This is a genomic window from Burkholderia sp. Bp9099 (genome assembly GCF_003857805.1).
Lineage (GTDB): Bacteria > Pseudomonadota > Gammaproteobacteria > Burkholderiales > Burkholderiaceae > Burkholderia.
Map to the genome: position 1 here is coordinate 38,854 of NZ_QTPU01000022.1, position 26,016 is coordinate 64,869.

Annotated in this window: 22 protein-coding genes, 1 tRNA gene and 1 riboswitch; of the genes, 16 read left to right on the plus strand and 7 right to left on the minus strand. The window is 68.6% G+C overall.

Going from position 1 to position 26,016, the window contains the following annotated elements; genetic code table 11:
• Positions 1-28: 28 nt before the first annotated feature.
• On the minus strand, positions 29-1,324 hold the full coding sequence (locus DIE17_RS24685) for an MFS transporter (RefSeq protein WP_124487816.1): 1,296 nt from the start codon (positions 1,322-1,324) through the stop codon (positions 29-31).
• Between the two features lie 104 nt (positions 1,325-1,428).
• Between DIE17_RS24685 and DIE17_RS24690 the strand changes: the two genes are divergently transcribed.
• Positions 1,429-2,580 carry a hypothetical protein gene (locus DIE17_RS24690; protein WP_311766324.1) on the plus strand — a complete coding sequence of 384 codons (1,152 nt, stop codon included), beginning with the start codon at positions 1,429-1,431 and terminating at the stop codon, positions 2,578-2,580.
• 80 nt (positions 2,581-2,660) lie between these two features.
• Here the strand turns inward: DIE17_RS24690 and DIE17_RS24695 are convergent, their stop codons facing one another.
• Both DIE17_RS24695 and DIE17_RS24700 read right to left on the minus strand, forming a co-directional pair.
• Positions 2,661-3,374: a DUF2968 domain-containing protein gene (locus tag DIE17_RS24695; protein WP_124487815.1), complete on the minus strand. Its 714-nt coding sequence runs from the start codon at positions 3,372-3,374 to the stop codon at positions 2,661-2,663.
• Positions 3,375-3,488: 114 nt separating this feature from the next.
• Positions 3,489-4,676, minus strand: coding sequence for a gamma-glutamyl-gamma-aminobutyrate hydrolase family protein (locus DIE17_RS24700; RefSeq protein WP_124487814.1), 1,188 nt, complete (start codon positions 4,674-4,676; stop codon positions 3,489-3,491).
• Positions 4,677-4,955: 279 nt separating this feature from the next.
• On the opposite strand from DIE17_RS24700, the gene DIE17_RS24705 reads away from it, so the two are divergent.
• The 8 genes from DIE17_RS24705 (at position 4,956) to DIE17_RS24745 (ending at position 12,998) form a co-directional block, all read left to right on the plus strand.
• Positions 4,956-5,648: a GntR family transcriptional regulator gene (locus tag DIE17_RS24705; RefSeq protein ID WP_124487813.1), complete on the plus strand. Its 693-nt coding sequence runs from the start codon at positions 4,956-4,958 to the stop codon at positions 5,646-5,648.
• Positions 5,645-7,021, plus strand: coding sequence for an amidase (locus tag DIE17_RS24710; RefSeq protein ID WP_124487812.1), 1,377 nt, complete (start codon positions 5,645-5,647; stop codon positions 7,019-7,021). The genes DIE17_RS24705 and DIE17_RS24710 overlap by 4 nt, the downstream gene beginning before the upstream one ends.
• A 149-nt stretch (positions 7,022-7,170) precedes the next feature.
• The gene (locus DIE17_RS24715) at positions 7,171-7,683 is read left to right on the plus strand and encodes a disulfide bond formation protein B (RefSeq protein WP_124487811.1); all 513 of its coding nucleotides are present in this window, start codon (positions 7,171-7,173) and stop codon (positions 7,681-7,683) included.
• 614 nt (positions 7,684-8,297) lie between these two features.
• Positions 8,298-9,302 (plus strand): xanthine dehydrogenase accessory protein XdhC, encoded by a 1,005-nt coding sequence (gene xdhC / locus DIE17_RS24720; protein ID WP_124487810.1) that lies wholly within the window; start codon positions 8,298-8,300, stop codon positions 9,300-9,302.
• 18 nt (positions 9,303-9,320) lie between these two features.
• A complete protein-coding gene (locus tag DIE17_RS24725; RefSeq protein ID WP_044849230.1) occupies positions 9,321-10,346 on the plus strand; it encodes an adenosine deaminase in 1,026 nt (341 codons plus the stop codon).
• Between the two features lie 27 nt (positions 10,347-10,373).
• Positions 10,374-10,802, plus strand: coding sequence for a hypothetical protein (locus DIE17_RS24730; RefSeq protein WP_124487809.1), 429 nt, complete (start codon positions 10,374-10,376; stop codon positions 10,800-10,802).
• A complete protein-coding gene (guaD, locus tag DIE17_RS24735) occupies positions 10,799-12,115 on the plus strand; it encodes a guanine deaminase (RefSeq protein WP_044848552.1) in 1,317 nt (438 codons plus the stop codon). The genes DIE17_RS24730 and guaD overlap by 4 nt, the downstream gene beginning before the upstream one ends.
• Before the next feature lie 94 nt (positions 12,116-12,209).
• A riboswitch (yybP-ykoY riboswitch) is annotated at positions 12,210-12,347 on the plus strand.
• Between the two features lie 78 nt (positions 12,348-12,425).
• Positions 12,426-12,998: a TMEM165/GDT1 family protein gene (locus DIE17_RS24745; protein ID WP_044848551.1), complete on the plus strand. Its 573-nt coding sequence runs from the start codon at positions 12,426-12,428 to the stop codon at positions 12,996-12,998.
• Between the two features lie 52 nt (positions 12,999-13,050).
• On the opposite strand, the gene DIE17_RS24750 is transcribed toward DIE17_RS24745, so the two are convergent.
• Positions 13,051-13,752: a DUF4136 domain-containing protein gene (locus tag DIE17_RS24750; RefSeq protein ID WP_124487808.1), complete on the minus strand. Its 702-nt coding sequence runs from the start codon at positions 13,750-13,752 to the stop codon at positions 13,051-13,053.
• 186 nt (positions 13,753-13,938) lie between these two features.
• Between DIE17_RS24750 and pepN the strand changes: the two genes are divergently transcribed.
• The 7 genes from pepN (at position 13,939) to DIE17_RS24785 (ending at position 21,835) form a co-directional block, all read left to right on the plus strand.
• Positions 13,939-16,632 (plus strand): aminopeptidase N, encoded by a 2,694-nt coding sequence (gene pepN / locus DIE17_RS24755; RefSeq protein ID WP_124487807.1) that lies wholly within the window; start codon positions 13,939-13,941, stop codon positions 16,630-16,632.
• A gap of 288 nt (positions 16,633-16,920) precedes the next feature.
• The gene (locus DIE17_RS24760; RefSeq protein ID WP_124487806.1) at positions 16,921-17,934 is read left to right on the plus strand and encodes a class 1 fructose-bisphosphatase; all 1,014 of its coding nucleotides are present in this window, start codon (positions 16,921-16,923) and stop codon (positions 17,932-17,934) included.
• 209 nt (positions 17,935-18,143) lie between these two features.
• Positions 18,144-18,219 (plus strand) — tRNA-Thr (locus DIE17_RS24765).
• Between the two features lie 189 nt (positions 18,220-18,408).
• A complete protein-coding gene (locus DIE17_RS24770; RefSeq protein WP_124487805.1) occupies positions 18,409-19,218 on the plus strand; it encodes a LuxR C-terminal-related transcriptional regulator in 810 nt (269 codons plus the stop codon).
• 175 nt (positions 19,219-19,393) lie between these two features.
• Positions 19,394-21,139, plus strand: coding sequence for an FAD-dependent oxidoreductase (locus tag DIE17_RS24775; RefSeq protein ID WP_124521682.1), 1,746 nt, complete (start codon positions 19,394-19,396; stop codon positions 21,137-21,139).
• Positions 21,136-21,348 carry a hypothetical protein gene (locus tag DIE17_RS24780; RefSeq protein WP_124521680.1) on the plus strand — a complete coding sequence of 71 codons (213 nt, stop codon included), beginning with the start codon at positions 21,136-21,138 and terminating at the stop codon, positions 21,346-21,348. Before DIE17_RS24775 ends, DIE17_RS24780 begins: the two co-directional genes overlap by 4 nt.
• Before the next feature lie 232 nt (positions 21,349-21,580).
• A complete protein-coding gene (locus DIE17_RS24785) occupies positions 21,581-21,835 on the plus strand; it encodes a GlsB/YeaQ/YmgE family stress response membrane protein (RefSeq protein ID WP_044848544.1) in 255 nt (84 codons plus the stop codon).
• An 80-nt stretch (positions 21,836-21,915) separates the two neighbouring features.
• Here DIE17_RS24785 and DIE17_RS24790 read toward each other — a convergent pair whose 3' ends face one another.
• From DIE17_RS24790 to DIE17_RS24800, 3 genes are read right to left on the minus strand one after another with little or no spacing between them, the layout of a single operon-like run.
• The gene (locus DIE17_RS24790) at positions 21,916-22,398 is read right to left on the minus strand and encodes a TlpA family protein disulfide reductase (RefSeq protein WP_124521678.1); all 483 of its coding nucleotides are present in this window, start codon (positions 22,396-22,398) and stop codon (positions 21,916-21,918) included.
• Positions 22,395-23,654 carry a sialidase family protein gene (locus tag DIE17_RS24795; protein ID WP_124521676.1) on the minus strand — a complete coding sequence of 420 codons (1,260 nt, stop codon included), beginning with the start codon at positions 23,652-23,654 and terminating at the stop codon, positions 22,395-22,397. The genes DIE17_RS24790 and DIE17_RS24795 overlap by 4 nt, the downstream gene beginning before the upstream one ends.
• Complete coding sequence (locus tag DIE17_RS24800; protein ID WP_124521674.1) at positions 23,642-25,990, minus strand: TonB-dependent receptor; 2,349 nt, start codon at positions 25,988-25,990, stop codon at positions 23,642-23,644. Before DIE17_RS24800 ends, DIE17_RS24795 begins: the two co-directional genes overlap by 13 nt.
• Positions 25,991-26,016: the final 26 nt, after the last annotated feature.

Consider the following 26,016-nt stretch of genomic DNA (forward strand, 5'->3'; position numbering starts at 1 on the left):
TCAGTCGATGTGATGCGATACAGCGGCGTCAGGCCGACTTGTACTGGTTGCGCGCTTCGCGCGTGCGATACAACACGAGCGTCGCGATCAATCCGCAGAATGCGGCGACGCTCAGCCACAGCCCCGGTGCCGCCTTGTTGCCGGTCTGGTGGATCAGCAACGTCGAGATCGCCGGCGTGAACCCGCCGATCGTCGTCGCGAGGCTGTACGCGAGCGAGAAGCCGGCCGTGCGCACATCGGCCGGCATCACTTCGGTCAGCGCGACGACCATCGCGCCGTTGTACGAGCCGTACAGGAACGACAGCCACAGCTCGACCGCGAGCAGCCGCAGGAACGACGGATCCGCCACGAGCCACAGCACGGCCGGATAGGCCGACAGCAGCGTGAGCACCGTGAACGCGATCAGCACCGGGCGGCGGCCGATGCGATCCGACAACGCGCCGGACAGCGGCAGCCAGACGAGATTGGACAGGCCGACGCAGACGGTCACGACGAGTGCGTCGAGCGACGACAGGTGCAGCACTTCCTTGCCGAACGTCGGCGTGTATGCGGTGATCATGTAGAACGACACCGTCGTCATGATCACCATCCCCATGCCGGCGATCACGACGCCCCAGTTTTCGAGCATCGAACGCATGATCTCGCCCATCGTCGGACGGTGACGCTTCGCGAGGAATTCGTCGGTTTCCTTCAGCGAACGACGGATCAGGAACAGGAACGGAACGATCAGGCAGCCGATCAGGAACGGAATGCGCCAGCCCCACGCGGTCATGTCCTCGGCCGGCAACGCGCGGTTCAGCAGCACGCCGACGAACGCGGCGAACACGACCGCCACCTGCTGGCTGCCCGATTGCCACGACGTATAGAACCCCTTGTGCCCCTTCGTCGCGATCTCCGACAGGTAGACGGACACGCCGCCGAGCTCGACGCCCGCGGAAAAGCCCTGCAGCAGCCGGCCGAGCAGCACGAGCACCGGCGCGAGCACGCCGATCGTCGCGTAACCCGGTATCGAGGCCACCGTGAGCGTGCCGAGCGCCATCAGCCCGAGGGTCAGGATCAGCCCCTTGCGGCGGCCGTGATGGTCGATGTACGCGCCGAGCACGATCGCGCCGACCGGGCGCATCAGAAAGCCCGCGCCGAACACCGACAGCGACAGCATCAGCGACGCGAACGCGTTGCCGCTCGGAAAATACGTTTTCGCGATGGCCGACGCGTAATACCCGTAGACCATGAAGTCGTACATTTCCAGGAAGTTGCCGCTGACGACCCTGAACACGGTACGGAATTTCGATTCCTGCGCGACGGCGTGTGTGGCAGTGGACATGGAGTTCTCTCGGCTCGGAAGGCGCGACCTGCGCGCCGTGGGGATCCGACGATGCGCATGCCGGCATGGTTGGCGAATGATGCCACGCGAAGCCGACAATTGCCTTGTACCCGACCGGCGTTGCGGACGCCGCGTCCGGCTCGTACGAATCTCGGCGAAAGGCGCATCAAAATCGGATTGATCCGATCGACCGATGGCGATCGCCTGACCACAATGTCACGATTCGCGACGCACTCCGCGCCGCGGCCGGCCACGCGGCCCGCGTCGCACCGCACACCGCCCTCATGATTCCATCGCCCCTCGTTTCCGTCGAAGGCTCAATCGCCCGCCCTCGCGTCGCGCCGCTCGACGGCGTGCCGCCGTTCGGCCGCGAATGGCGGTTCGGCGCCGCGTCCGGCAGCCGCTCCGGCATCCGCTGCGTGGCAACGTTGACGACTTCGTGCATCGACGTCGACGCGCCGCATCGTGCCTGCCGCTGGCAACCGCTGGCCGCCGTACAGCCGTCGTCAGCGGGCGTACCGGCCGTTGCGGCCGGCGCCACCGGTCGGCATCGGCACATCGCACGTGCCGTTGATCGAGCACATGACCGGCGGGCACGGCATGCCGCCTGCTGGAGCATCGGCGCACTCGCGATCATCGGCGGGCTGATCGTCGCCCACGAACCGTTTCCGGATGTCGCGCGTTCGCCGGTCATGCAAATCGCCGGCGCCGTGCCGGAGCACGCGACGGAATTCACGGGTCGAGTGCGGAGCGCCGGGGCCGAGCCCGCCACGGCCATCACGCCGGCACGGCACCACGCGGCGCGGGCCGTTGCCAGTACACCTATCACATCGTCGCAGCCCGCACGCGACGCTGCGCTCGCGCCGTCGCCGCGACTCGCCGACGCCGACGGCGCGCCGGACGTACGACGCGCCGCCACCGCGGCGGCACCGTCGCCGAATCGACCGAACGGCACGCACGCGACAGCCGCGCAAGTCCACCCGCCTTCCGCGCCGCGACTCGCCGGCCGCCCGTCGATCACGCACGTCGCATCGCGCATGCCAACGCCCGGTCGCGCCGGTTCACTGCCGGTCCCGGACACCCGGCACGACCAGCACGCTTCGCTCGACGATCCACTCACGCTGATCGCGATGGCGAACGCGCTGCGCGCCGATCGCCCGGCATGGGCGGCCGACGCACCCGCCGCAGACTTCGACTGGACGACGCACCTGTCCCACCGCCGCCTGACCGACACACCCACCACGCTCACCCGCTGACGCGCGGGCAATAAAAAACCCGGCGAAGCACGCTGCGCCGGGTTTTCGTTCGTCGACCGGTCCGTCGGGCCGGCCGCTCATCACTTGTGCGCGGGCAACCCCGTTTCGGCCTGCCGCTCGAGTTGCCGTACCTGCTCCTGCAGTTCGCGCAACTGCAGTTGCGCCGCCCGCTTCTCGACCTGCAGCGCCTGCGCCTGTTCGTGCGCCGACTTCTGCCGCTGCGCGACCTCGGCCTGCTGGCTGCGCGCGACGCTCAGATCGGCCTGCAGTTGCTGCGCACGATTCGCCTGCAGCGCGATCACGCGTTCGAGGAACGTCTTCTGCGCCTGCAGTTCGGTGCGGCGGATTTCGACGTCCGCGAGTTGCGTCGTCTGCTGGACGAAGTTCGCGTACACCATTTCCGCTCGGCTCTTCTCCTGCGACTTGACCACGCGCCACAGATGCTTGTCCTGGAACAGCGCGACGTAATACGTCATCTCGCGCGGATCGAACATCAGGCTCGCGCCGTAGCTGCCGTTGTACGTGGTGCGCATCTCGACGATTCGCCCGTCGTGCAGCATCTGCGTGAGCTCGGCGACGTTGCCTTGCGCGGTCGCATCCGTCGCGGAGGCGGCGGACGCGTCGGAAGGGGAAGCCGCCTGCGCGGCATCGCCGCGCAGGCTCGTCACCGCGGGGCGCGAGCCCGCGACCGGCGCGGTCGCGTCGACGGACCACGCTGCGCCCGCGTGCACGCAGGCGGCCAGCGCAACGATCCACGTTGCGCATCGTGCAGGGGAAAAATCTCGGAAGGCCAACGTCAGACTCCGGCGAACGAATCGGGAGTCGCGATTATCGTTCAAAACGAAACGGCCGCATCTCGAATTTAACGGGATGCGGCCGGCCTTCCTGCCCGGCACTGCAAACGCCGCCTACAGGCGCGTTTCGCGTGCCGCGCGCAGGAATGCATCGAGCAGCGGCGTGCAGTCGAGCAGTTCGGCGCCGCCCGCACGATGAAACTCCGGGTGCCATTGCACGCCGACGACGAACGGCGCGCGCCGGTAGCGAATGCCTTCGATGATCCCGTCGCCGGCCGACACGGCCTCGATGTTCAGATCGCGGCCGAGATCGCGGATCGCCTGATGGTGGATCGAGTTCACGATCGCTTCGCTGCGCCCGGGAAACATGCTCGCCAGCGTCGACGAGTCCGGGAAGCGGATCGCGTGGCGATGCTGGTCGTAATGCTCGCTCACGTGCGCGTTCGCGGTCGGTACGTCGGTCGCGATGTCCTGGTACAGCGACCCGCCGAACGCGACGTTGATCAGCTGGCAACCGCGGCACACGCCGAGCACCGGCTTGCCGGACTCGACGAACTCGTGAAACAGCTCGAGCTCGTACATGTCGCGCACGCGGTCGCCCGGCCATTCGGGGCGCGCGTCCGACGCCGCGTACGTTTGCGGCGACACGTCGGCGCCGCCTTGCAGCAGCAGGCCGTCGAGATGCTTCGCGTAGTCGCGCAGGCGGATGTTGCTCGGGTGCAGCATGCCCTGGTGACCGACGGTCGGGATCATGAACACGAGCACGTCGCGCGACATCACCCAGTGCGCGATCGATTCCTCGAGATACTGCAGCGTCTTGCCGCGCAGCCCCTTCGCTCCGGGCTCCGGATGGAAGATCCGCGCCGACACGCCGATGCGCAGCGTGCGCTGAGTGATCCGCTGGCCGGCGCGATCGAATAGCCGGCGTGCGCGCGCCGCGACGATCCGGCCGAATACCGACCACGGCGTGTCGCTTTGCTTCAGGTAAGCCGGCGGCACGTTCTGCGCATTCGCGGGCGGCGGGCGCGGCGTGTCGAAATCGGGCTGCGCGCCGAAACCGGGCGGCGCTGCACCGGGTTTCGGCGGCGCTGCACTGCCTTCGGCGGCGGCACCCGCCGTGCCTGCGGCGCCCGGCTCGGCCGCCGCCGTGACCGGTGCTGCGCCATTCGCCGCGACGACCTGCGCAGCGGCAGCCTGCGTGGCAGGCGCCTCCGGCGTGGGCGCCGGACCGGAACGAGGGGAATCGGTGGAAGCGGAAGAAGTGCCGGGCAGACCGGCCGGGGGAGGCGTGTTTTCGCTCATGACGATGGTCTGGTACGTCGCTCGCGCGTATTGGATTGACGAGGATTCATTATGCTTCAGTGCACGATCGCGCGGTAAACCTGCAACATCCTGTCGAAATTGTTGCAAGTCGTCGCATCCCCCGCCGGGCGTGCCGCCGGCCTCCATCCGGCGGTATCGACGGTCGTCCGGGCAAACTGGACATCAGTGATATATCACAATAATATTCACGGATCGTCCACGTTGCCCGATCGCCCGCGCCATGACCGCGCCCCGTCCGACCACCGCGCCCCCGCCTGCATGAACGCCCTGACCGACGCCCTCCACGACCGGCCCGCCGCATCGGCGGTCAGCCTCGCCGACCGCGCGTACGCGCTGATCCAGCGCGACATCATCACGATGCGCCTGAAGCCGGGCGCCGCGCTCAACGAAGCCGACCTCGTGGCCCGCACCGGCATCGGCCGCACGCCCGTCCATCAGGCCGTCCACCGGCTGGTGCTCGAAGGGCTGCTGGCCGTGATGCCGCGCAAGGGGTTGATGGTGCAACCGCTGTCGCTCGACGACATCGTCGCGGTGACCGACGTGCGCCGCATCAACGAAGCGCATTGCGTCGAACTCGCCGCCCGCCATGCAACACCCGACGATCTCGCCCGCATGTCCGCGCTGCTCGACGACGGCCAGGCCTGCGTCGACTCGCACGACGTCGAGGGCATGATGGAGCTCGACCGCGCGCTTCATCAGACGATCGCCGCGGCGGCACGCAACACGGTGCTCGCGGAAATCCTGCGCGCGCTGCACGAACGCTCGCTGCGCTTCTGGTTCGTCACGCTGTCCGAGCCGCATCACCTGTCTGACGTCCAGCACGAACACCGCGAACTGTTCGAGCGGCTGTCCGCGCGCGACGCCGCCGGCGCACGCACGGCCGTCGAGCGCCACATCGATTCGTTTCGCGCCACCCTTGTCCAACACCTTCGCCCCCTGAGCCGCCCATGACCACCTTCACGCCCTTCCCTCCGCTCGCCCAGCTCGCCGCCGATCTCGCCGCCGGCCGGACCACGAGCCGCGCGCTCGTCGACGTCGCGCTCGACCGGATCGCCGATCCGGCCGGCCAGGGTGCCGCCGTCTTCACCGAAGTCGACGCCGACAACGCGCGCGCGGCCGCCGACGCGCACGACCGCCTGCGTGCCGCGGGCACCGTGCTGTCGCCGCTCGCGGGCATCCCCGTATCGGTGAAGGATCTGTTCGACGTCGCGGGCCAGGTGACGCGCGCCGGTTCGCGCGTGCTCGACGGGGCGCCGCCCGCCAGGGCCGACGCGGTCGCCGTCGCGCGGCTCAAGCGCGCGGGCGCGGTGCTGGTCGGCCGCACCAACATGAGCGAGTTCGCGTTCTCGGGGCTCGGGCTGAATCCGCACTTCGGCAATCCTCGCTCGCCGTACCACCGCGACGTGCCGGGCGATGCACGGATTTCCGGCGGCTCGTCGTCGGGCGCGGCCGCGTCCGTCGCCGACGGGATGGCCGCCGTCGCGCTCGGCACCGACACCGGCGGCTCGATCCGCATCCCGGCCGCCCTGTGCGGGCTGACCGGCTTCAAGCCGACCGCGAGCCGGATCCCGACGCAAGGCGGCGTGCCGCTGTCGACCACGCTCGACTCGTTCGGCCCGATCGGCCTGACGGTTGCCTGCTGCGCACTCGTCGACCGGATGCTCGCGGGCCTCGAACCGCACGTGCCGGCCGCGCGGCCGCTCGAAGGCGTGCGGCTCGGCGTGCTGACCAATTATGTGACCGACGGCGTCGACGCCGACGTCGCCGCCGCGCTCGACGCATCGCTGAAGCACCTCGAAGCCGCGGGCGCGATCGTCTCTGAAGTGCGCTTTTCCGCGCTCGACCGGCTGCCGGACATCAACCGCTTCGGCTTCTCGCCGATCGAGGCGTACGCGTGGCATCGCCCCCTGCTCGCGCAGCACCGCGACCAATACGACCCGCGCGTGCTGTCGCGCATCCTGAAGGGCGAGCCGGCGAGCGCGGCCGACTATCTCGACCTGCTCGCCGCCCGCCACGCGATGCTGGAAGAAGCGGCACACACCGTCTGGTCGCGCTTCGACGCGCTCGTCGCGCCGACGGTGCCGGTCGTGCCGCCGCGCATCGCCGAACTCGAAGCGGACGACGCCGCGTTCACGCGCACCAATGCGCTGATCCTGCGCAATCCGAGCGCCTTCAACTTCCTCGACGCATGCGCGCTGTCGCTGCCGTGCCATCCGCGCGACGCGGCGCCGGTCGGCCTGATGCTCGCGGCCGCGCCGCATCGCGACGACGCGCTGCTCGCGATCGGCCAGGCGGCCGAGGCCGTGCTGAACACGATCCGGTGACCGCCCGCGCGGCATGACGGCGGGCTATGGACCGGACGAAGCGGCGGCGGCCGGGTGCCGCACGCGCGCTGTCAGTTTCGTGCCAGATCGTTCGCGCTAAAATCGCGCGATTGTTTATCGGACCGACCAACGACAGGAATCCCGCCGACATGAACGACTCCACGCTCGCACTCCGCCGTGAACGCCGCCTGCTGATGCTGCTCGGCTGGGTGTGCATCGCCCTGCTGGCCGGCGCGCTGTATCTGCAGTACGTGAAGAACGAAGATCCGTGCCCGCTGTGCATCATCCAGCGCTACTTCTTCGCGGCGATCGGGATCTTCGCGTTCCTGGCCGCGGGGATGCGCAACTGGCGCGGCATCTGGGTGCTCGAGCTGCTGATCGCGATCGCCGCGGCCGGCGGCGTCGGCACCGCCGCGCGGCACCTGTCGATCCAGATGAATCCGGGTTTCAGCTGCGGCTTCGACACGCTGCAGCCGATCGTCGACAGCCTGCCGCCCGCCCAGTGGTTCCCCGGCATGTTCAAGGTTGCCGGCCTGTGCGAGACGGTCTACCCGCCGATCTTCGGGATCCTACTGCCCGGCTGGGCGCTGATCGGCTTCGCCGTGATCCTGATTGCCGTCGCCTCGAGCCTCTGGCGCCATCGCCGCAAGCTGGCGGGCTGACCGGCCGCGCCGCGCGATCCGGCCGACCGGTCGAGGCCGCGTGGCCGCTTCGTCCGGCTAGGCCCACGACACCGGCGCGACCCCGATGCGGCCGCACCTGCCGGCCGCGCGTAAACACCTATCCCCGCCGCCGTCCCGATTCCCGGGCGAACGCGCGTCGCGCGACATCCGCGCGCACGCCCCGCCACGCATGCGTTTCGGCCCGACGCCCGCGCGTCGGCGCCCCGATCCCGCGCGGCGGGCCTATGATCGACATGATCGCCGTCTGATAGCCCGGATCACCGCCCGGCAATGTTCCCGCCGCCTTGCGGTGCTATCTTCACGACTGGATGGCGATCTACGTGCGCGAGGCCAGGCGGTCTCACCTCCTGCGTAACGCGCGCCCGATCCGCAATGTCGACTGGATTCATCATGACAACGCAAACCATCCGCATCCGTCACCCTCATGGCGTCCGCACGTTGCGCGGCGTCGTTCGCGCGCGCCTTCGGCGCACGGCCACCGCACTGAACCCGTCGTGCGGCCGGCCCGCCTCGCTCCCGTCCGTCCTCGTTGCCGCCGCGCCCGCCAGCCCGCGCCGCGCGTCGTGCCGAATCGTCCGGAACGGAGCGTGCTGATGGAAGCCTGGCTCGGCGATCTGCAGCAACTGCTCGCACACGGCGAAGCGGCCGTGCTCGTGACGGTCGCGCATACCGACGGCTCCGCGCCGCGCGAGGCCGGCACCAAGATGCTCGTCACGCGCGACACGGCCCGCCATACGATCGGCGGCGGTCATCTGGAATGGAAGGCGATCGAGATAGCGCGGCACCTGCTGAAGGACGGCGCGCACGTGCCCCACGCGCGCCGGCTCGAACGGCTCGCGCTCGGCCCGAGCCTCGGCCAGTGCTGCGGCGGCGCGGTCGTGCTCGCGTTCGAGCGGCTCGACGTCGGCGATCTCGGCTGGATCATGTCGCTCGCGAAGCGCGTCGCGGCGGGCGCCGCGACCGTGCGTAGCGTATCATTCGGCCCCTCGCCGGGCGCGCCGCTGCTGAGCGAGCCCGAATCGCCGGCCGCGCGTGCCGATTGCCTGCTGTGGGAAACCGGCGGTGTAGCGTTGATGACCGAAACGATCGCGCCGTATGCGTTCCCCGTCGTACTGTTCGGCGCCGGGCACATCGGCACCGCGCTCGTGAAGGTGCTGGCAACGCTGCCGTGCCACGTGCGCTGGATCGACGGCCCCGATGCGGTGTTCCCGCCGGCCGAGGCACTCGCCGGGATCGGCAATCTCGCGATCGACGCGCTTGCCAGCCCGGCCGATGCCGTCGACACGGCGCCGCCGCACGCGTACTTCGTCGTGATGACGCACGACCACGCACTCGATTTCATGCTTGCGGAGCGCATCCTGCGGCGCGGCGACTATGCATACTTCGGGATGACCGGCTCGCATACCAAGCGCGCGCAGTTCGATCATCGGCTGGCGGCGATCGGCATCGACCCGGCCCAGGTCGCGCGGATGCGCTGCCCGATCGGCGTCGAAGGCATCATCGACAAGGCACCCGAAGTGATCGCGATCTCGGTGGCCGCGCAGTTGCTGCAGGCCGTCGAGGCGAACGCACCCGTGCAGGCTTCCCCCACCTTCTGACCGACCAAGAACAACGCCATGACCCCGACATTCAAGGACAAGATCGCCCGCGCTCCGAAAGCGGAGCTGCACATCCATATCGAAGGCTCGCTCGAGCCCGAACTGATTTTTGCGCTCGCGCAGCGCAACGGCGTGAAGCTCGCGTACGAATCGATCGACGCGCTGCGTGCCGCATACGCGTTCACCGACCTGCAGTCGTTCCTCGACATCTATTACGCCGGCGCGAGCGTGCTGCTGACCGAGCAGGATTTCTACGACATGACGGCCGCATATTGCGAACGCGCGCTCGCCGACAACGTCGTCCACACCGAGCTGTTCTTCGACCCGCAGACGCACACCGAACGCGGCGTGCCGATCGAGACGGTGGTGGCCGGCATCGACCGCGCGCTCGCCGATGCCGAGCAGCGCGGGCTGTCGAGCAAGCTGATCCTGTGTTTCCTGCGCCACCTGCCGGAAGAAGATGCGCTCGCGACGTTCGACGCCGCGCTGCCGCTGTTCGAACGCTATCGCCATCGGCTGATCGGCGTCGGGCTCGACTCGTCCGAACTCGGCCATCCGCCGACGAAGTTCGCGCGCGTGTTCGAGAAGGCGCGCGCGCTCGGGCTGAAGCTCGTCGCGCATGCGGGCGAGGAAGGCCCGCCCGCGTATATCTACGAAGCGCTCGACGTGCTGAAGGTCGACCGGATCGACCACGGCGTGCGCAGCATCGAGGATGCGGCGCTCGTCGAACGCCTCGCGCGCACGCGCACGGCGCTGACCGTATGCCCGCTGTCGAACCTGAAGCTGTGCGTGTTCGACGACATGGCGAAGCACACGCTGAAGGCGCTGCTCGATCGCGGCGTCGCGGTGACGATCAACTCCGACGATCCGGCCTATTTCGGCGGCTACGTCAACGACAACTACTTCGCGACGGTCGACGGACTGCAGTTGACGGACGCCGAAGTGCACGCGGTGATTCGCAACGGCTTCGAGGCGTCGTTCGTCGACGCCGCGCAGCGCGATGCGCTGATTGCGCGTCTCGATTCGTACTGGCAGGCCGCGTGACGGCCGGCATCGAGGTCTGCTAGACAGATGAAACACCGCAACGACATCCGCTTCGCGACGACCGGCCCGGCGTTGTGCCGCACCGGCCGCCTGCGTGCGCCGGGCACGCAGGCCGGCATCGCGTCCGTCGTACGCGTGGCGACGGCGGTGTGCGTCGTCGCGCGCCGCAGCCTGTCGCTGCGCGTCGTACAACGACTGTTGCGGCTCGCGATGCCGCTCGCCGGCGAGCCGGTCGCCGTGATCGCGATCGCCATCGCGATTGCGGCGCTGTCCGCCGGTACGTCGGCCATCGCGGCCACGGCCGCCGCGCTTGCGTGCGCGAGCGCAGCGCGCGGCGCCGCCTGCGCGGCTCGCCGCATCGCGCAAGCCCGGGCCGCCCCCGCCGCGTCGTCGCCCGCGCGGCACCGACCGTTTTCTTCTGTTCGCCTTACCTTGATGCAGGACCCTTCGTCATGACGCAAACCGCTTTCCGTTCCCAGCTGCTGACCTTCAACGGCGACCCGGCGCAATCGAGCCAGGCCGCGAACCACGAGACCGACGGCCTCCTGATCGTCGATGACGGCAAGGTCGTCGCGGCCGGCCCGCATGCACGGCTGGCCGCGACGCTCGCACGCGACGCGGTCGTCCACGACCTGCGCGACAAGCTGATCGTGCCCGGCTTCATCGATACGCACATCCACTATCCGCAGACGGACATGATCGCGTCGCCGGCCCCCGGCCTGCTGCCGTGGCTCGACAAGTACACGTTCCCGACCGAGCGCCAGTTCGGCGATCCGGAACATGCGCGCGAAGTCGCCGACTTCTTCGTCGACGAATTGCTCGCGTGCGGCACGACGAGCGCGCTCGTCTACTGCACCGTGCACAAGCAGTCGGCCGACGCGCTGTTCGCGGCGAGCGACGCGCGCGACCTGCGGATGATCGCGGGCAAGGTGCTGATGGACCGCAACTGCCCCGAGTTCCTGCGCGACACCGCGCAATCGGGCTATGACGACAGCGCCGAGCTGATCGGCCGCTGGCACGGCAAGGGCCGTCAGATGTACGCGCTCACGCCGCGCTTCGCACCGACCTCCACCGAGGCGCAGCTCGAGGCGTGCAGCGAACTCGCGCGCCGCCATCCGGACGTGTTCGTGCAGAGCCACGTCGCGGAAAACGTCGACGAAGTGAAATGGGCGGCCGAGCTGTTCCCGGGCCACCGCAGCTATCTCGACATCTACGATCGTTACGGGCTGCTGCGCCCGCGCGCGGTGTACGGCCACTGCATCCATCTCGACGACGAGGACCGTCGCCGGATGGCCGAGACGCGCACCGTCGTCGCGCACTGCCCGACGTCGAACTTCTTCCTCGGCAGCGGGCTGTTCGACTTCGACAAGGCCGGCGAATACGACGTGCCCGTCACGCTCGCCACCGACGTCGGCGGCGGCACGTCGTTCTCGATGCTGCAGACGATGAACGAGGCGCACAAGGTTGCGCGGCTGTCGGGCCACCACCTGAGCGCGACGCGGATGTTCTGGCTCGCGACGGCCGGCGCCGCGCAGGCACTCGATCTCGCCGACACGGTCGGCACGCTCGCGCCGCGCACCGAAGCCGACTTCGTCGTGCTCGACCCGCAGGCCACGCCGCTGCTCGCACGCCGCACGAAGCGCGCGGAGTCGCTCGAGGAACTGCTGTTCGCATTCGCGCTGCTCGGCGACGACCGCGCCGTGTACCGCACGTACGCGGCCGGCCGGCTCGTGCACGAGCGCGGTGCCGCACGCCGCGCCGCCGCGTAACCGGCGCACCTGAGCCCCACCCTGCTCCGGCATGCGCTGCGGCGCATGCCGGAGCCGTCGAATTCACCGCGTGCGGCACGCGCCGTGCTAGAATTCGCCGCTCATTGGGGAGTAGCCGCTCCGCTCGATGTCCCGCGCCCCCGGCGCGCATCGTGACGGAGGCGTCCGTCAACAGACTTGGCCGTTCGGCCATGGCGGACGCAGCCACCAAGGCCTGGCGAGACCGATGGTTCACTGCGCGCCGCATCAGGGCCCGGCGCGCGGCGGATCGTCGCTCGCACGCACAACATCGGCCCGTGGAACCCCATACGTGTCCCAAGCCTTCCTGATCTCCACCGGCGCCGTCGCCCTCGCTGAAATCGGCGACAAGACCCAACTGCTGTCCCTCGTGCTGGCCGCGCGCTATCGCAAGCCCGTGCCGATCATACTCGGCGTGCTGGTTGCGACGGTCGTGAACCACGGCTTCGCCGGTGCGCTCGGCGAATGGCTCGGCATTCTCGTCACGCCGTCGATCATGCGCTGGGCGCTCGCGTTCTCGTTCATCGCGATGGGCTTGTGGATCCTCGTGCCGGACAAGCTCGATGCGGACGAAGCCAATGCGAACCGCTCGCGGCTCGGCGTGTTCGGCGCGACGCTCGTCGCGTTCTTCCTCGCGGAAATGGGCGACAAGACGCAGATCGCGACCGTCGCGCTCGCCGCGCGCTTCCAGGATTACATCGGCGTGGTGGCCGGCACGACCTTCGGGATGATGCTGGCGAACGTGCCCGCGATCCTGCTGGGCGACCGTTTCGCGCACCGCCTGCCGACCAAGCTGGTGCACGGCATCGCGGCCGTGCTGTTCGTCGTGCTGGGGGCGCTGGCACTGCTGGGCGTCGGCGTCTGACGCACGCAGGCAAGTGGCGCGGCCGGGCGACCGCGCCGGTGTCGATACCGCGTCACTTCGCGACCGCCGCACCCGATGCCGGCGCCGCCGGCACCGCGCGCTCGTTGGCGGCCGGCGCGGCCGGCCCGCCGCGCTTGTCGACCGGCAGCCGCACCGTGCGGATCGCCCCGTTCGACAACGGGAAATCGGCGAGCGCGCTGCGCGCGAGAAACGGCATCGCATACAGCAGCGCGCCGTTGTCGCCCGTGGTGCGCGCGGTCACGTTATAGACCTCCTTGCCGGTCGCGCGCTCGGTGATCCGGATCCCGAGCGTGTAGTCGAACACCTGGTAGGTCTGCGCGACGTAGCCGGCCGGCATCGGCCCCCAGGGCCCCCACGGGCCCCACGGCCCGCCCCGCCAGTACGGCCCCGGCCCCATGAACCACGGGTCGTAGTAGACCGGCTGCGGCACCGTCACCAGATCGCTGCCGACCCCGTAGGCCAGCCCGACCAGATAGCGTGCCTGCGCGGCCGGCACCTGGCGGAACGCATACGCGGACAGTTCGTTCGCGACGATCGGCTCGTAGGTCGACTGCTCGATGCTGTGCTTCTGCGCGTCGGTGCGCGTGAAGGCGTAAGTGCGCGTCGCGTCGCTGCCGCTCCAGTCGGAGAAGGCCGTGACCTGGGTCGTCACGTAGCTGGTGCAGCCCGTCAGCAGCGCCACGCACAGGGCCGCCGCCCAGCCCGCACCGCGTTGAATCCATTCGTGTTTCATGTCGATCCTCGTCGATCCGTCACCCGTTCGTCGCACCGCGCGAACCGCACGGGATGCCGATAATACGCGGACTGCCGGAACCGGTAAAAAGTTCGCACGGCACGCGGCCGCAAGCCTTTGTACAATGGCCCGGTTCAGCCGGCCCGCGCTGCGGGCCCGATCCCCACTCCACCGATCTCGACGACCATGTCCGACAACGCCTCCTCCACCGTGATCCGCCGCGCCGACTACACGCCGCCGGCCTTCCTCATCGATTCCGTCGCACTCGAATTCGATCTCGCGCCGGCCCGCACGATCGTCAGGAACACGATGCGCGTGCGCCGCAATCCGGACGCGGCGCCCACCCCGCATCTGGAGCTGATGGGCGAAGCGCTCGAATTCCTCGGCGCACGGCTCGACGGCGCGCCGTATGGTCCGGTGCGCGCGCACGACCACGGGCTGACCGTCGAAAACGTGCCCGATGCGTTCGAGCTTACGCTCGACAGCGCGTGCGCGCCCGATCAGAACACGACGCTGTCCGGCCTGTACGTATCGAGCGGCAACTTCTTCACGCAGTGCGAGGCCGAAGGCTTTCGCCGCATCACCTACTTCCTCGACCGCCCCGACGTGATGGCGTCGTACACCGTCACGCTGCGCGCCGACAAGACCGCGTACCCGGTGCTGCTGTCGAACGGCAATCTCGTCGACTCGGGCGAACTGGCCGACGGCCGCCACTTCGCGAAATGGGAGGACCCGTTCCGCAAGCCGAGCTACCTGTTCGCGCTGGTCGCGGGCAAGCTCGTCGCGATCGAGGAGAAGATCACGTCCGGCTCCGGCAAGGAAAAGCTGCTGCAGGTGTGGGTCGAACCGACCGATCTCGACAAGACCCGTCACGCGATGGATTCGCTGATCCATTCGATCCGCTGGGATGAAAAGCGCTTCGGCCTCGAGCTCGATCTCGACCGCTTCATGATCGTCGCGGTCGGCGACTTCAACATGGGCGCGATGGAGAACAAGGGGCTCAACATCTTCAACACGAAGTACGTGCTGGCGAACCCCGAGACCGCGACCGACACCGACTTCGCGAACATCGAATCGGTGGTCGGCCACGAGTACTTCCACAACTGGACCGGCAATCGCGTGACCTGCCGCGACTGGTTCCAGCTGAGCCTGAAGGAAGGGCTGACCGTGTTCCGCGACCAGGAGTTCTCGGCCGACATGGCCGCGGGCGACGACGTCGAGTCGGCGGCCCGCGCGGTCAAGCGCATCGAGGACGTGCGCGTGCTGCGCCAGCTGCAGTTCGCCGAGGATGCGGGCCCGATGGCGCATCCGGTGCGTCCGGAAAGCTACGTCGAGATCAACAACTTCTACACGATGACCGTCTACGAGAAAGGCTCGGAAGTCGTGCGGATGTACCAGACGCTGTTCGGCCGCGACGGCTTCCGCAAGGGGATGGACCTGTACTTCCAGCGCCACGACGGTCAAGCGGTGACGTGCGACGACTTCCGTCACGCGATGGCCGACGCGAACGGGCGCGACCTCGCGCAATTCGAACGCTGGTACAGCCAGGCCGGCACGCCGCGCGTGTCGGTGCGCACCGCGTACGACGCGGCTGCGCGCCGCTACACGGTCACGCTCGCGCAGGGCTACGGCGACGCGTCGCCGGCCGCGCGCGAGACGCAGCAGGGGCCTCTGCTGATTCCGTTCGCGATCGGCCTGATCGGCCGCGACGGCCGCGACCTGCCGTTGCGCCTCGACGGCGAAGCCGCCGCATCGGGCACGACGCGCGTGCTCGACTTCACCGACACCGAGCAGACCTTCACGTTCGTCGACGTGCCGCAGGAACCGCTGCCGTCGCTGCTGCGCAATTTCTCCGCGCCGGTGATCGTCGAATACGACTACGGCGACGACGACCTCGCGTTCCTGCTCGCGCACGACAGCGACCCGTTCAACCGCTGGGAAGCCGGCCAGCGCCTCGCGACACGCGCGCTGCTGACGCTCGCCGCGCGCGCCGCCGCGAACGAACCGCTCACGCTCGGCGCGAATTTCGTCGCCGCGTTCCGCCGCGTGCTGACCGATGAAAACCTGTCGCCCGCGTTCCGCGAGCTCGCACTGACGCTGCCGTCGGAAACCTATCTGGCCGACCAGATGGCGGAAGCCGATCCGGCCGCCGTGCATCGCGCCCGCCAATTCGTGCGCCGCCAGCTCGCGACCGCGCTGCGCGCCGAGTGGCTCGCCGCGTACGAGCAGCACCAGACGCCGGGCGCGTACGAGCCGACGCCTGAAGCCTCCGGCCGCCGCGCGCTGAAGAACCTCGCGCTCGCGTATCTCGCCGAACTCGAGGATCCGGCCGACGCCGTGCGCATCGCGACCGCGCAGTACGACGCGGCGAACAACATGACCGATCGCGCCGCCGCGCTCGGCGCACTGCTGTCCGCCGCGGCGGCCGGTGCGAACGACGCGGCCGCGCGCGCGCTCGACGACTTCTACCGCCGCTTCGAAAAGGAAGCGCTCGTGATCGACAAGTGGTTCGCGATGCAGGCCGCGCAGCGCGGCACGCCGGCCCAGCCGACGCTCGCGAAGGTCCGCACGCTGATGGCCCACCCCGCGTTCAACCTGAAGAACCCGAACCGCGCGCGCGCGCTGATCTTCAGCTTCTGCGCGGCGAACCCGGCGCAATTCCACGCGGCGGACGGCTCGGGCTACGCGTTCTGGGCCGAACAGGTGCTCGCGCTCGACGCGATCAACCCGCAGGTCGCCGCGCGCCTCGCCCGCTCGCTCGAACTGTGGCGCCGCTTTACGCCGGCGCTGCGCGACCGGATGCGCGAAGCGCTCGAGCAGGTCGCGGCCGGTGCCAAATCGCGCGACGTGCGCGAGATCGTCGAGAAGGCGCTCGCGTAACGTCACGCACGCGACTCGCCGCGCGCGCCAGCGCGACGAAGCCGGTGCCGCCCCGTTGCGGCGCCGGCTTTTTTGTCGTCTGAAGGTTGGCGGAACGGGAGCCGGACCATGCGTTCGGCCCCCCGGTTTTACCGCCGCTGCCGGGCCGATCCGCCGCTCCGGGCACGCCGGAACCCGGCCGGACCGGCCGACCGACCATGTAACCGGACGAAAAAAGGCGGCGGCTCGGGAGGCGCGCCGGGTAAAATTGCGGCAATTCAAGGATTCTTTGGCCTCTCGGAGTCTGTCATGTCCATTGCCCGCCGCACCACGCTGTCCAAGTTCCTGATCGAGCAGCAGCGTGAGACCAACAACCTCCCCGCCGACCTCCGCCTGCTGATCGAAGTCGTCGCCCGCGCGTGCAAGGCGATCAGCTACAACGTGTCGAAGGGCGCGCTCGGCGAGGCGCTCGGCACCGCCGGCAGCGAGAACGTCCAGGGCGAAGTGCAGAAGAAGCTCGACATCCTGTCGAACGAGATCCTGCTCGACGCGAACGAATGGGGCGGCAACCTCGCCGCGATGGCATCGGAGGAAATGGAAACGTTCTTCCCGATCCCCGCGAACTACCCGCGCGGCGAATACCTGCTCGTGTTCGATCCGCTCGACGGCTCGTCGAACATCGACGTGAACGTGTCGATCGGCACGATCTTCTCGGTACTGCGCTGCCCGGACGGCAAACAGGCCACCGAGGAATCGTTCCTGCAGCCGGGCACGGAGCAGGTCGCGGCCGGCTACGCGGTGTACGGCCCGCAAACCGTGTTCGTACTGACGACCGGCAACGGCGTGAACTGCTTCACGCTCGACCGCGAAGTCGGCTCGTGGGTGCTCACGCAAAGCAACATGCAGATCCCGGCCGATACGCGCGAATACGCGATCAACGCATCGAACGCACGCCACTGGTACGAACCGGTCCAGCGCTACGTCAACGAACTGAACGCCGGCAAGGAAGGCCCGCGTGGCGACAACTTCAACATGCGCTGGATCGCGTCGATGGTGGCCGACGTGCACCGGATCCTGAACCGCGGCGGCATCTTCATGTACCCGGCCGACAAGCGCACGCCCGATCGTCCGGGCAAGCTGCGCCTGATGTACGAAGCGAACCCGATGTCGTTCATCGTCGAACAGGCGGGCGGCGCCGCGACGACGGGCACGCAGCGCATCATGGAAGTGCAGCCGACCGGCCTGCACCAGCGCGTGCCGGTATTCCTCGGTTCGAAGAACGAAGTCGAGCGCGTGACCGGCTATCACAACGAAGGCAAATAAATTTGCACTGCAGCACTAGACGGAGGTGCGAGACGTCAGTACAATCGCGCCTTCGCGATGTGGCCCTGACAGGCTGCATCGCAGTGAAGTGAAAGCGGGAAGTCCGCCGGATCGAGGGTTTCGCGAAGCAGCAGCAGCAAGCTGAAAAAAATTTCGCAAAACCTATTGCCAAGATCTCGGATTTGACCATATAATTTCATTTCTCTGCTGCCGGTGTAGCTCAGTTGGTAGAGCAGCGCATTCGTAATGCGAAGGTCGTAGGTTCGACTCCTATCTCCGGCACCAAGATATAAAGGCCTGACAAGCATCGCTTGTCAGGCCTTTTCTCTTTTCCGGCCGCAATTCCAGCCACGATCTCCGATGCGCGAAGTCGTGCGCCACCCTCACCGTCATTTCCGCTTGCGGGCATCCCCCGACTCCCGCACCGCACGCCGCCGATTACAATCGCCGGACCACCCGCCCCTCCCCAGCATCATGCGCACCTGGCGTCTCGAGCGACCGAACCTCAGCGGACAACTGGACGTGTCCCGTGCAACCGGTCTCGTCGCCGCGATCGGCGGCAGCGAGCCGAACGCGTTCGCCGCAGAAATCCTGAAGCTGTTCGACGATGCGCTGGCCGTCACGCAGTGCACGATCTTCGCGTACGAGTTCGGCAACCGGCCGCGCACCGTCTCGGTCGCCGACCATCGCGGCGGCCGCTACCTGCGCGACGTTGCCGACACCTATGCGCGCCATTTCTATGCGCTCGACGGCAACCAGCGAATCGTCTCGGCCGCCGGTCGCCGCACGCAGCGCCGCGACGTGCTGCTGCATCAGCAGGCCGGCGACGAGATCGGCCACGACGCGTATCGCACGGCCTGCTACCGTGGCCCCGACGTCTCCGATCGCCTCGCGTTGCTGATGCAGCCGAACGACTCGACCTGGCTGTCGATCAATCTGTATCGCGCGCACCGCAGCGGCACGTTCCAGCCGCGCGAGATCACGGCCATCGAAACGCTCGCACCGCTGATCGCGCAGGCCGCGCAGCATCACTATGCGCTCGCGGGCTCGGCGCAGATCGGCATCCCGCTACAGATGCTCGCGCGGCTGCGCGGCGCATGCCCGACACTGTCCAAGCGCGAGCTCGACGTGCTGCGCGGCGTGCTCGAAGGCCAGACCGCACAGGAGATCGGCGAGACGATCGGCGTGAAGGCTTCGAGTGTCGTCACCTATCAGAAGCGCGCGTACCGGCGCCTCGGCATCTCGAGCCAGCGCCAGCTGTTCGCGCTGTGCCTGCAACCCTGAACTTCGATTGCCGATCCTGAACGCGTCGGGGTAAATCCCGGCCCGCCGCCAGCCGTTCGCCGTACCCGGAATGGGGACAGCGGTGTCCGGCGCGGCTTCCATACTGCATCCAACCTGCCGCACGCATCGCGTCGCCGAGCGTGCGCGTTCGATCAGCGCAACCTGGAAGCCAACGATGGGCATCGAATTCAAACCCTACCCGTTCGTCGCCGTGCGTCATCCCCCGCACCTGCCGACCTGCAGCGCGGGCGTCGATACGCAGCGGCACCGCGTCGCGATCGTCGGCGGCGGCCCGGTGGGCCTCGCTGTCGCACTCGGCCTCGCCAATCACGGCATCCGCAGCGTGCTGCTCGAAGCCGATGATTCGGTCTGTCACGGCAGCCGCGCGATCTGCATCTCGCGACGCAGCCTCGAGATCATCGAGCGGCTCGGCGCGCTCGACAGCTTCATGCGCGTCGGACTGCCGTGGAGCAGCGGACGCAGCTTCCATCGTCACGACGAAGTGCTGCATTTCACGATGCCGCAGGACGAGAACCAGAAGCTGCCGCCGATGCTGAACCTCGCGCAGTATCACATCGAGCAGTTCCTGCTCGATGCCGCGCTGCGCCGCCCCGAGCTCATCGAGATCCGCTGGCAAACGAAAGTCGCGGGCGTCACGCAGCACCCGGCCGGCGCGCGCCTCGACGTCGATACGCCGCTCGGCCGCTATGCACTCGATGCCGACTGGGTCGTCGCAAGCGACGGCGGGCGCAGCACGATACGCGATGCGCTCGGGCTGTCGCTGCAGGGCACAAGCTATGAAGGCCGCTACGTGATCGTCGACATCGCGCTCGACAGCGACCGGCCGACCGAGCGGCTCGCGTACTTCGACCCGGCGTCGAACCCCGGCTCGACGGTACTCGTCCACAAGCAGCCGGACAACGTATGGCGGATCGACTATCAGCTGCGCGACGATGAGGATCCCGAAGCGGCCGTGAAACCCGAGAACGTGATCCCGCGCGTGCAGAGCCTGCTCGACATGATGGGCGAGCGCGGCGACTGGTCGCCGATCTGGATCACGATCTACAAGGCGAACGCGCTGACGCTCGAACGCTATCGGCACGGCCGCGTGCTGTTCTGCGGCGACGCCGCGCATCTCGTGCCGATCTTCGGCGTGCGTGGCGCGAACTCGGGCATCGACGACGCCGACAACGTCGCGTGGAAACTCGCGTACGCGATTCGCGGCCTCGCGTCGGACGCGCTGCTCGACAGCTATTCGGACGAGCGCGTGTTCGCGACGCACGAGAACCTGCGCTACGGCACCAAGAGCACCGAGTTCATGGCGCCGCCGTCGTTCGCGTTCGACCTGATGCGCAAGGCCGTGCTGACGCTCGCGGTCCGGCATCCGGCGTTGCGTTCGCTGATCAATCCGCGCCAGACGTCGGCCATCGCCTACACGGCGTCACCGCTCAATGCGGACGAGCGCGATGCGTTTTCGGCCGGGCCGTCGCCCGGCATGGTACTCGCGGAATGTCCGCTGATGCTGCACGCGTCGGGCGACATCGGCACCGACGAAGGCATGCGACGCGGCCACCTGACGGATCTCGTCGGTCCGCGTTTCACCGCGTTCCGCTTCATGCGTGACGGTGCGCCCGATCCGTCGTTCGCCGATCTCGAACGAAACCTGCACGACGCCGGCATACCGTTCGCGCTGGTCACGCTTGCACGGCACGCGGCACCGCAACAGCCAGGATGCGGCGGCTACGATGCCGACGGCCGGCTGTTCGACCTGTACGGCGCGCGCGACGGCACCGTCTATCTCGTACGTCCGGACGGACACGTGCTCGGCCGCTGGCACGATGCACGCGCCGCCGACGTGACCGCCGCACTCGAACGCGCGCTGCACCCGCGCACGTCGGCCAACATTCAGGAGCACGCATGATCACCGATACCGAACGCGACATCCTCTACACCGACCTGTGCCGCACGATGACCGGCATCGGCGAAACCGATGCGGCGCTCTTTCTCGCCCGCTTCGCGTTGCTGGCGATAGAGGCGATCGGCGATACGGCAACCGTCACCCGCCTGATTGCCGACGCCGGCGACGGCCTGCCCGGCACGGGCACACCGGCGCCGACGCACGGACGATGACGCAGGACGCATGACGCACAATCGTGCGGCCCCTCCTTACAGATTCATTTCGAATGACAGACGAATCCTCTGGAAAAACCCGTTAAGGGTGCATAACATTACTTAACGATTCCGACCCGTCTATCGCGTTACATTGCGTGGGCGGCGCGGCGGGTCGCATGCCGCTTCATGCAGCTTGCGGTGAAACAGCCGACGTCCGGTCATTTCGACTCAACACAAGGAGAGGATCACCATGACTCATGGCTTGATTATGTGGCTCATCATCGGCGCGATCGCCGGCTGGCTGGCGGGCGTGCTCGTCAAGGGCGGCGGGTTCGGCCTGATCGTCGACATCATCGTCGGTATCGTCGGCGCGGTGATCGGCGGCTGGCTGGCCGGGCTGCTCGGCATCACCCTCGGCAGCGGCTTCATCGGCTCGGTGATCGTCGCGGTCATCGGCGCCGTGATCCTGCTGTTCGTGATCCGGCTGTTCAGGCGCGCGGCCTGACGATCTTCTCGCGCGCCTTCGGGCGCGCTTTCGTTTGTCGCATCGAAGCGGCGCGCGGGGCATCCCCGCCGCCGTCCGTTTCAGCGGCGCTTGCCGCGCTGCAACCAGCCGTCGAGCACGTCGGTCGTCAGCAAGCCGCTGCGCGCATCGCGTGCGCCGTCGCGGCCAACCCACACGGTACGCGGCATCTCTCCCCGCCATCCCGCATCGAGCGCCGCCCGCAGACGCTCGGGCATCGGCTCGGCGTTCGCATACTGCGCGACCTGCGGCGGCAGGTTCATTTGCGCGAGCGCCTGTGCGATTGCCGCACCGTTGTCGTCGTACGCGTCCATCGAGACCATCGCGAGCTGCACGTCCGGATGGCGGCGCTGCCACGCGACCAGATGCGCGGCGTTCTCGCGGCAGTAGCCACAATCGAGCGACCAGATCTCGACCGCGAGCGGCCGTTCGTGCGCCGTCGCGTACACCTTCGCGACCTCGGCCGCGCGCAGCGGCTGCAGTCCGCCAGCCCATCCCGGCAGGCTTGCGAACACGGCGCCGATCAACACGATCAGCCGTTTCATTGCGCCCCCTCCACGGCAATCAGCCGGTAGCCGTCGTTACGCGTACGCCACGACAGGTAGATGCGGCCCGCATCGTCGAGCAGTTGCGGGTTGTCGCTCGCGCCCGACGTCGACGCGATCACGCGCGGCGCCGACCAGTGCTCGCCGCGATCGTCCGAGCGGCGCAGCTTGATCTGCATCGTGTCGCCGTCGAACGCCTTCCATGCGAGCCAGACGACCTCGCCGCGCACGACGAGTGCCGCATGCGATGCCTGCTCGGCCGGCACCGCCGGACTCGCGCCGAACGCCCACGGCGTGCCGCTCGGCCGGCCATCGGCGCCGATGCGCGAATAGAACACGTCGGCGCGGCCGTCGACGACGCCGAACCACGCAAGATGGCGCGTGCCGTCCGGCGTGATCGCGAGCGCCGGCCCGTGCTCGGGGCAAGCCTCGACATGCCAGTTCGAGAACGTCGCACGCACCGGCACGACGGACTCCGATGCCGAAACGGGCAACACCGCGAGCGCATGGTCGCGGATCTGCCCCGGGAACACGTTGCGCCACACGGCTTCGATGTGCCCGGCCGGATCGATCGCCATCGCGATGCGGCAGCATTCGCACGTGTGATCCGTCACCTTGCGCTCGGGCTCGAACGACGCACCGCCGTCGCGCGACACCGCGTAGTAGACGGCCGCCCCTTCGTACGCCTGCCCCGCCGCCTTCGCCGCGACGAGATCGCGCTTGTCGATCCACGCGATCGCGATGTTGCCGGCCGGATCGACCGCCATCATGTCGAAGCGGTGCGTGATCGCCTGCCGGTCGCGATGCACGGTGACCGGCACGCTCCAGGTCGCGCCGCCGTCGAGCGAACGCACGAAGCGCACCATGCCGGTGTACGGCGCATCCAGCGGCATCGACCACGATACGTACACCGCGCGACCGTCCGGGCTCGTCGCGATCTTCGGGCGATTCTCCGCGCTCGTGTAGATCGGCTCGGGCATCGCGTTGACGGTCACGGGCGCGGACAGCGTGCGGCCCGCATCGTCCGAGTGCGCGACGACGACGTGCGCGCCTTCGACCCATGCGACCCACAGCCGGTGCCGCGCGTCGAACGCGGCGCCGGTCGCGAGCGGCTGCTTCTGTTGCGCCGGTGCGGCCTGCATGCTCATGTGCGCCGCATGCGGATCGGCGGCTTTCGGCGCGTCGTGCGCGCCGGCAGGCGACAGCGCCGCGAGCCACAGCGCGCAGCCTGCCGCGAGCGATTTCACAGCGACCATTTCAGTTCTCCAAAGAAAGTGCGGCCCGGATACGGATGGAACACGTAGTAGCGGCGGTCCGTCAGGTTGTCGATGCCGACCGACGCAGTCCAGTGACGATCGAACCGGTAACGCGCCTTCAGGTCGACGACCGTGAAGATGCTCGTGCCGCCGTACACGTCCGGATTCACGTCGCTGTTGTCGAGCGTGTTGAACTGGCGGCCCGAGTAGCGGACGCCGACGCTCGCGAGCCAGTGCTCGTCGAAGCGGTACGACGCGAGCAGGTTCGCGCGCATGCGCGGGATGCGCGGAAAGCGCGAGCCGACGTACGCGGGATTCGCGGTGTCGGCCAGGGTCTGCGCGTTGCTCGCCGACACGTTCGCGTCGATGTCGAGCCCGCGCAGCCCGACGTTCTGGCCGCTGAACGCGAGCTCGACGCCGCGCACGCGCACGCGATCGACGTTCGAGATGTTGGTGACGGTCGACGCGCCCGACACCGTCGTCTGGCTGTAGATCGAATCGCGCAGGTCGCTCTGGAACACGCTCGCGCGCACGACGCCGACGCCCACGTCGCGCTCGGCCGTGAAGTCCCAGTCGATCGCCTTTTCCGGCCGCAGGTTCGGGTTGTTGTTGACGATCGCGTTGTTCGAGATCGTGCCCTGGAACAGCTCGCCGACCGTCGGGAAGCGGGTGCCGGTCGCGAACGACAGCCGGAAACGCCAGACGTCCGTCGCGTCCCATTGCAGCGCGACTTTCGGCGACAGCGCATTCGCGCCGCGGTCCGCGTAGCCGAGCGTGCCGTTCGCGTTGCCGAGCGCGCCGCCGTACGCACCCCAGCGCTCGTAGCGCAGGCCGAGGGTCGCGAGCCAGCCGGGCGCGAAACGCCACGCGTCCTGCGCGAACAGCGCCTGCGTGCGCGTGTCGCCCCGGTAGACGCTCGCGAGCGACGTGGTCGGCCCGGCCAGCCAGTCGGCCGTGTTGTACGTGACGTTGCGCAGGAAGTAGTTGTCGTAGTGATAGCCGAACGTGAGCGTGTGCCCCTTCACTTCCGGCGCCTCGGCCTTCAGGTCGAGCGTGCGCCAGCCCGTGCCGTCGCCCTGGAACAGCGTGCCCGCCCCGCCCTGCACGGTCGATGCCGCGCGCAGCACGTCGCGCGACACGTCGTAGGCGGAAACCACGCCCGACAGCCGCCAGCCCGAATCGAGCCGGCCGTTCAGCCCGAGCGCGTACAGCCAGTTCTCCTGGTCGCCGCGCTGCGGCGCGAACGCGCTCGGCGCGACGGTCACGTTCCGGCCGCCGAGCGACACGTTGCCGCCGTACACGGGATTGCCGGCCGCGTCGCGCAGGAAGGTTTCGCCGTGCTGCCGGAAATGGTTCTCCCAGTGCCCGAGCGTCAGCGTCGCGTCGACGCGGTCCGTGAACGCATAGCCCATCCGGACCGTCTCGTTGAGCTGCTCGGTCCGCTCGATGTTCTGCGCACCGACGATCGTGCGCGGCTTGCCGTTGGGGCCGATGTCGGTGGCCGCGCCCGTCACGGGCACCGCGGCCCCCAGCCGCGGGTTGTAGGCGGCGTTGGGGCTCGCATATTGCATCGGCTGGCCGTCGTTCTCCAGCCGGTCGAGCGACAGCGAGAACCAGAACTTGCCGACGCGGTTCGCGATCCGAGCGGTCTGGTGATTGCCACCGAAGCTGTCCGCGAACCCGTAGCCGTCGTGATAGCGCTGCGTGAAGAACTGCGTCGACAGGGACGCCTCGAGCTTGTCGGGACGCCGCGTCGTCAGCAGCACGGTCGACCCGATCGCATTGCCGGGATACAGCGCGGAAAAGGGGCCATACAGCACGTCGACGCGCGCGATATCGTCGGGCGCGATCAGCGACCAGCGCGGCGGATACGCATAGCTCGAGCCGAGCAGGTTCGACAGCAGCAGGCCGTCGGCGTACACGAGCCCGCGCGCACTCTGCAGTTCGTTGAAGTCGCGGCCGGCGAACACGCTGTTGCGGTCGCCGATGTAGCGCCTGCGAACCATCAGGTTGGGCGCGTACTTCAGCGCGTCCTCGGTGGTGACGTTGGTATGCGCGTCGATCTGCTCGCGCGTGATCGACTCGACGACGGCCGGCGTATCCGGATCGACGGGTTGCCGGCTTGCGGTGACGCTGACGGCGGTCAGCGTGTCGCCCGCAGAGGCGAGCGCGGCGACCGGTGCGGCACGGCCGGCCGGGTTGCCGGCGCCGGCGGGCACCGGCGCGGCGGATGCGCCATCGATCGAAGCCGCCTGCGCGGCCGGCCAGGCAAAAGCGGCCGCGCAGGCAAGCGCGAGCCGGCCGCGCGAGGGCCGCGCGGCGAAGGTGAACGACATGGATGAATTCCTGAAAACGTGACCGG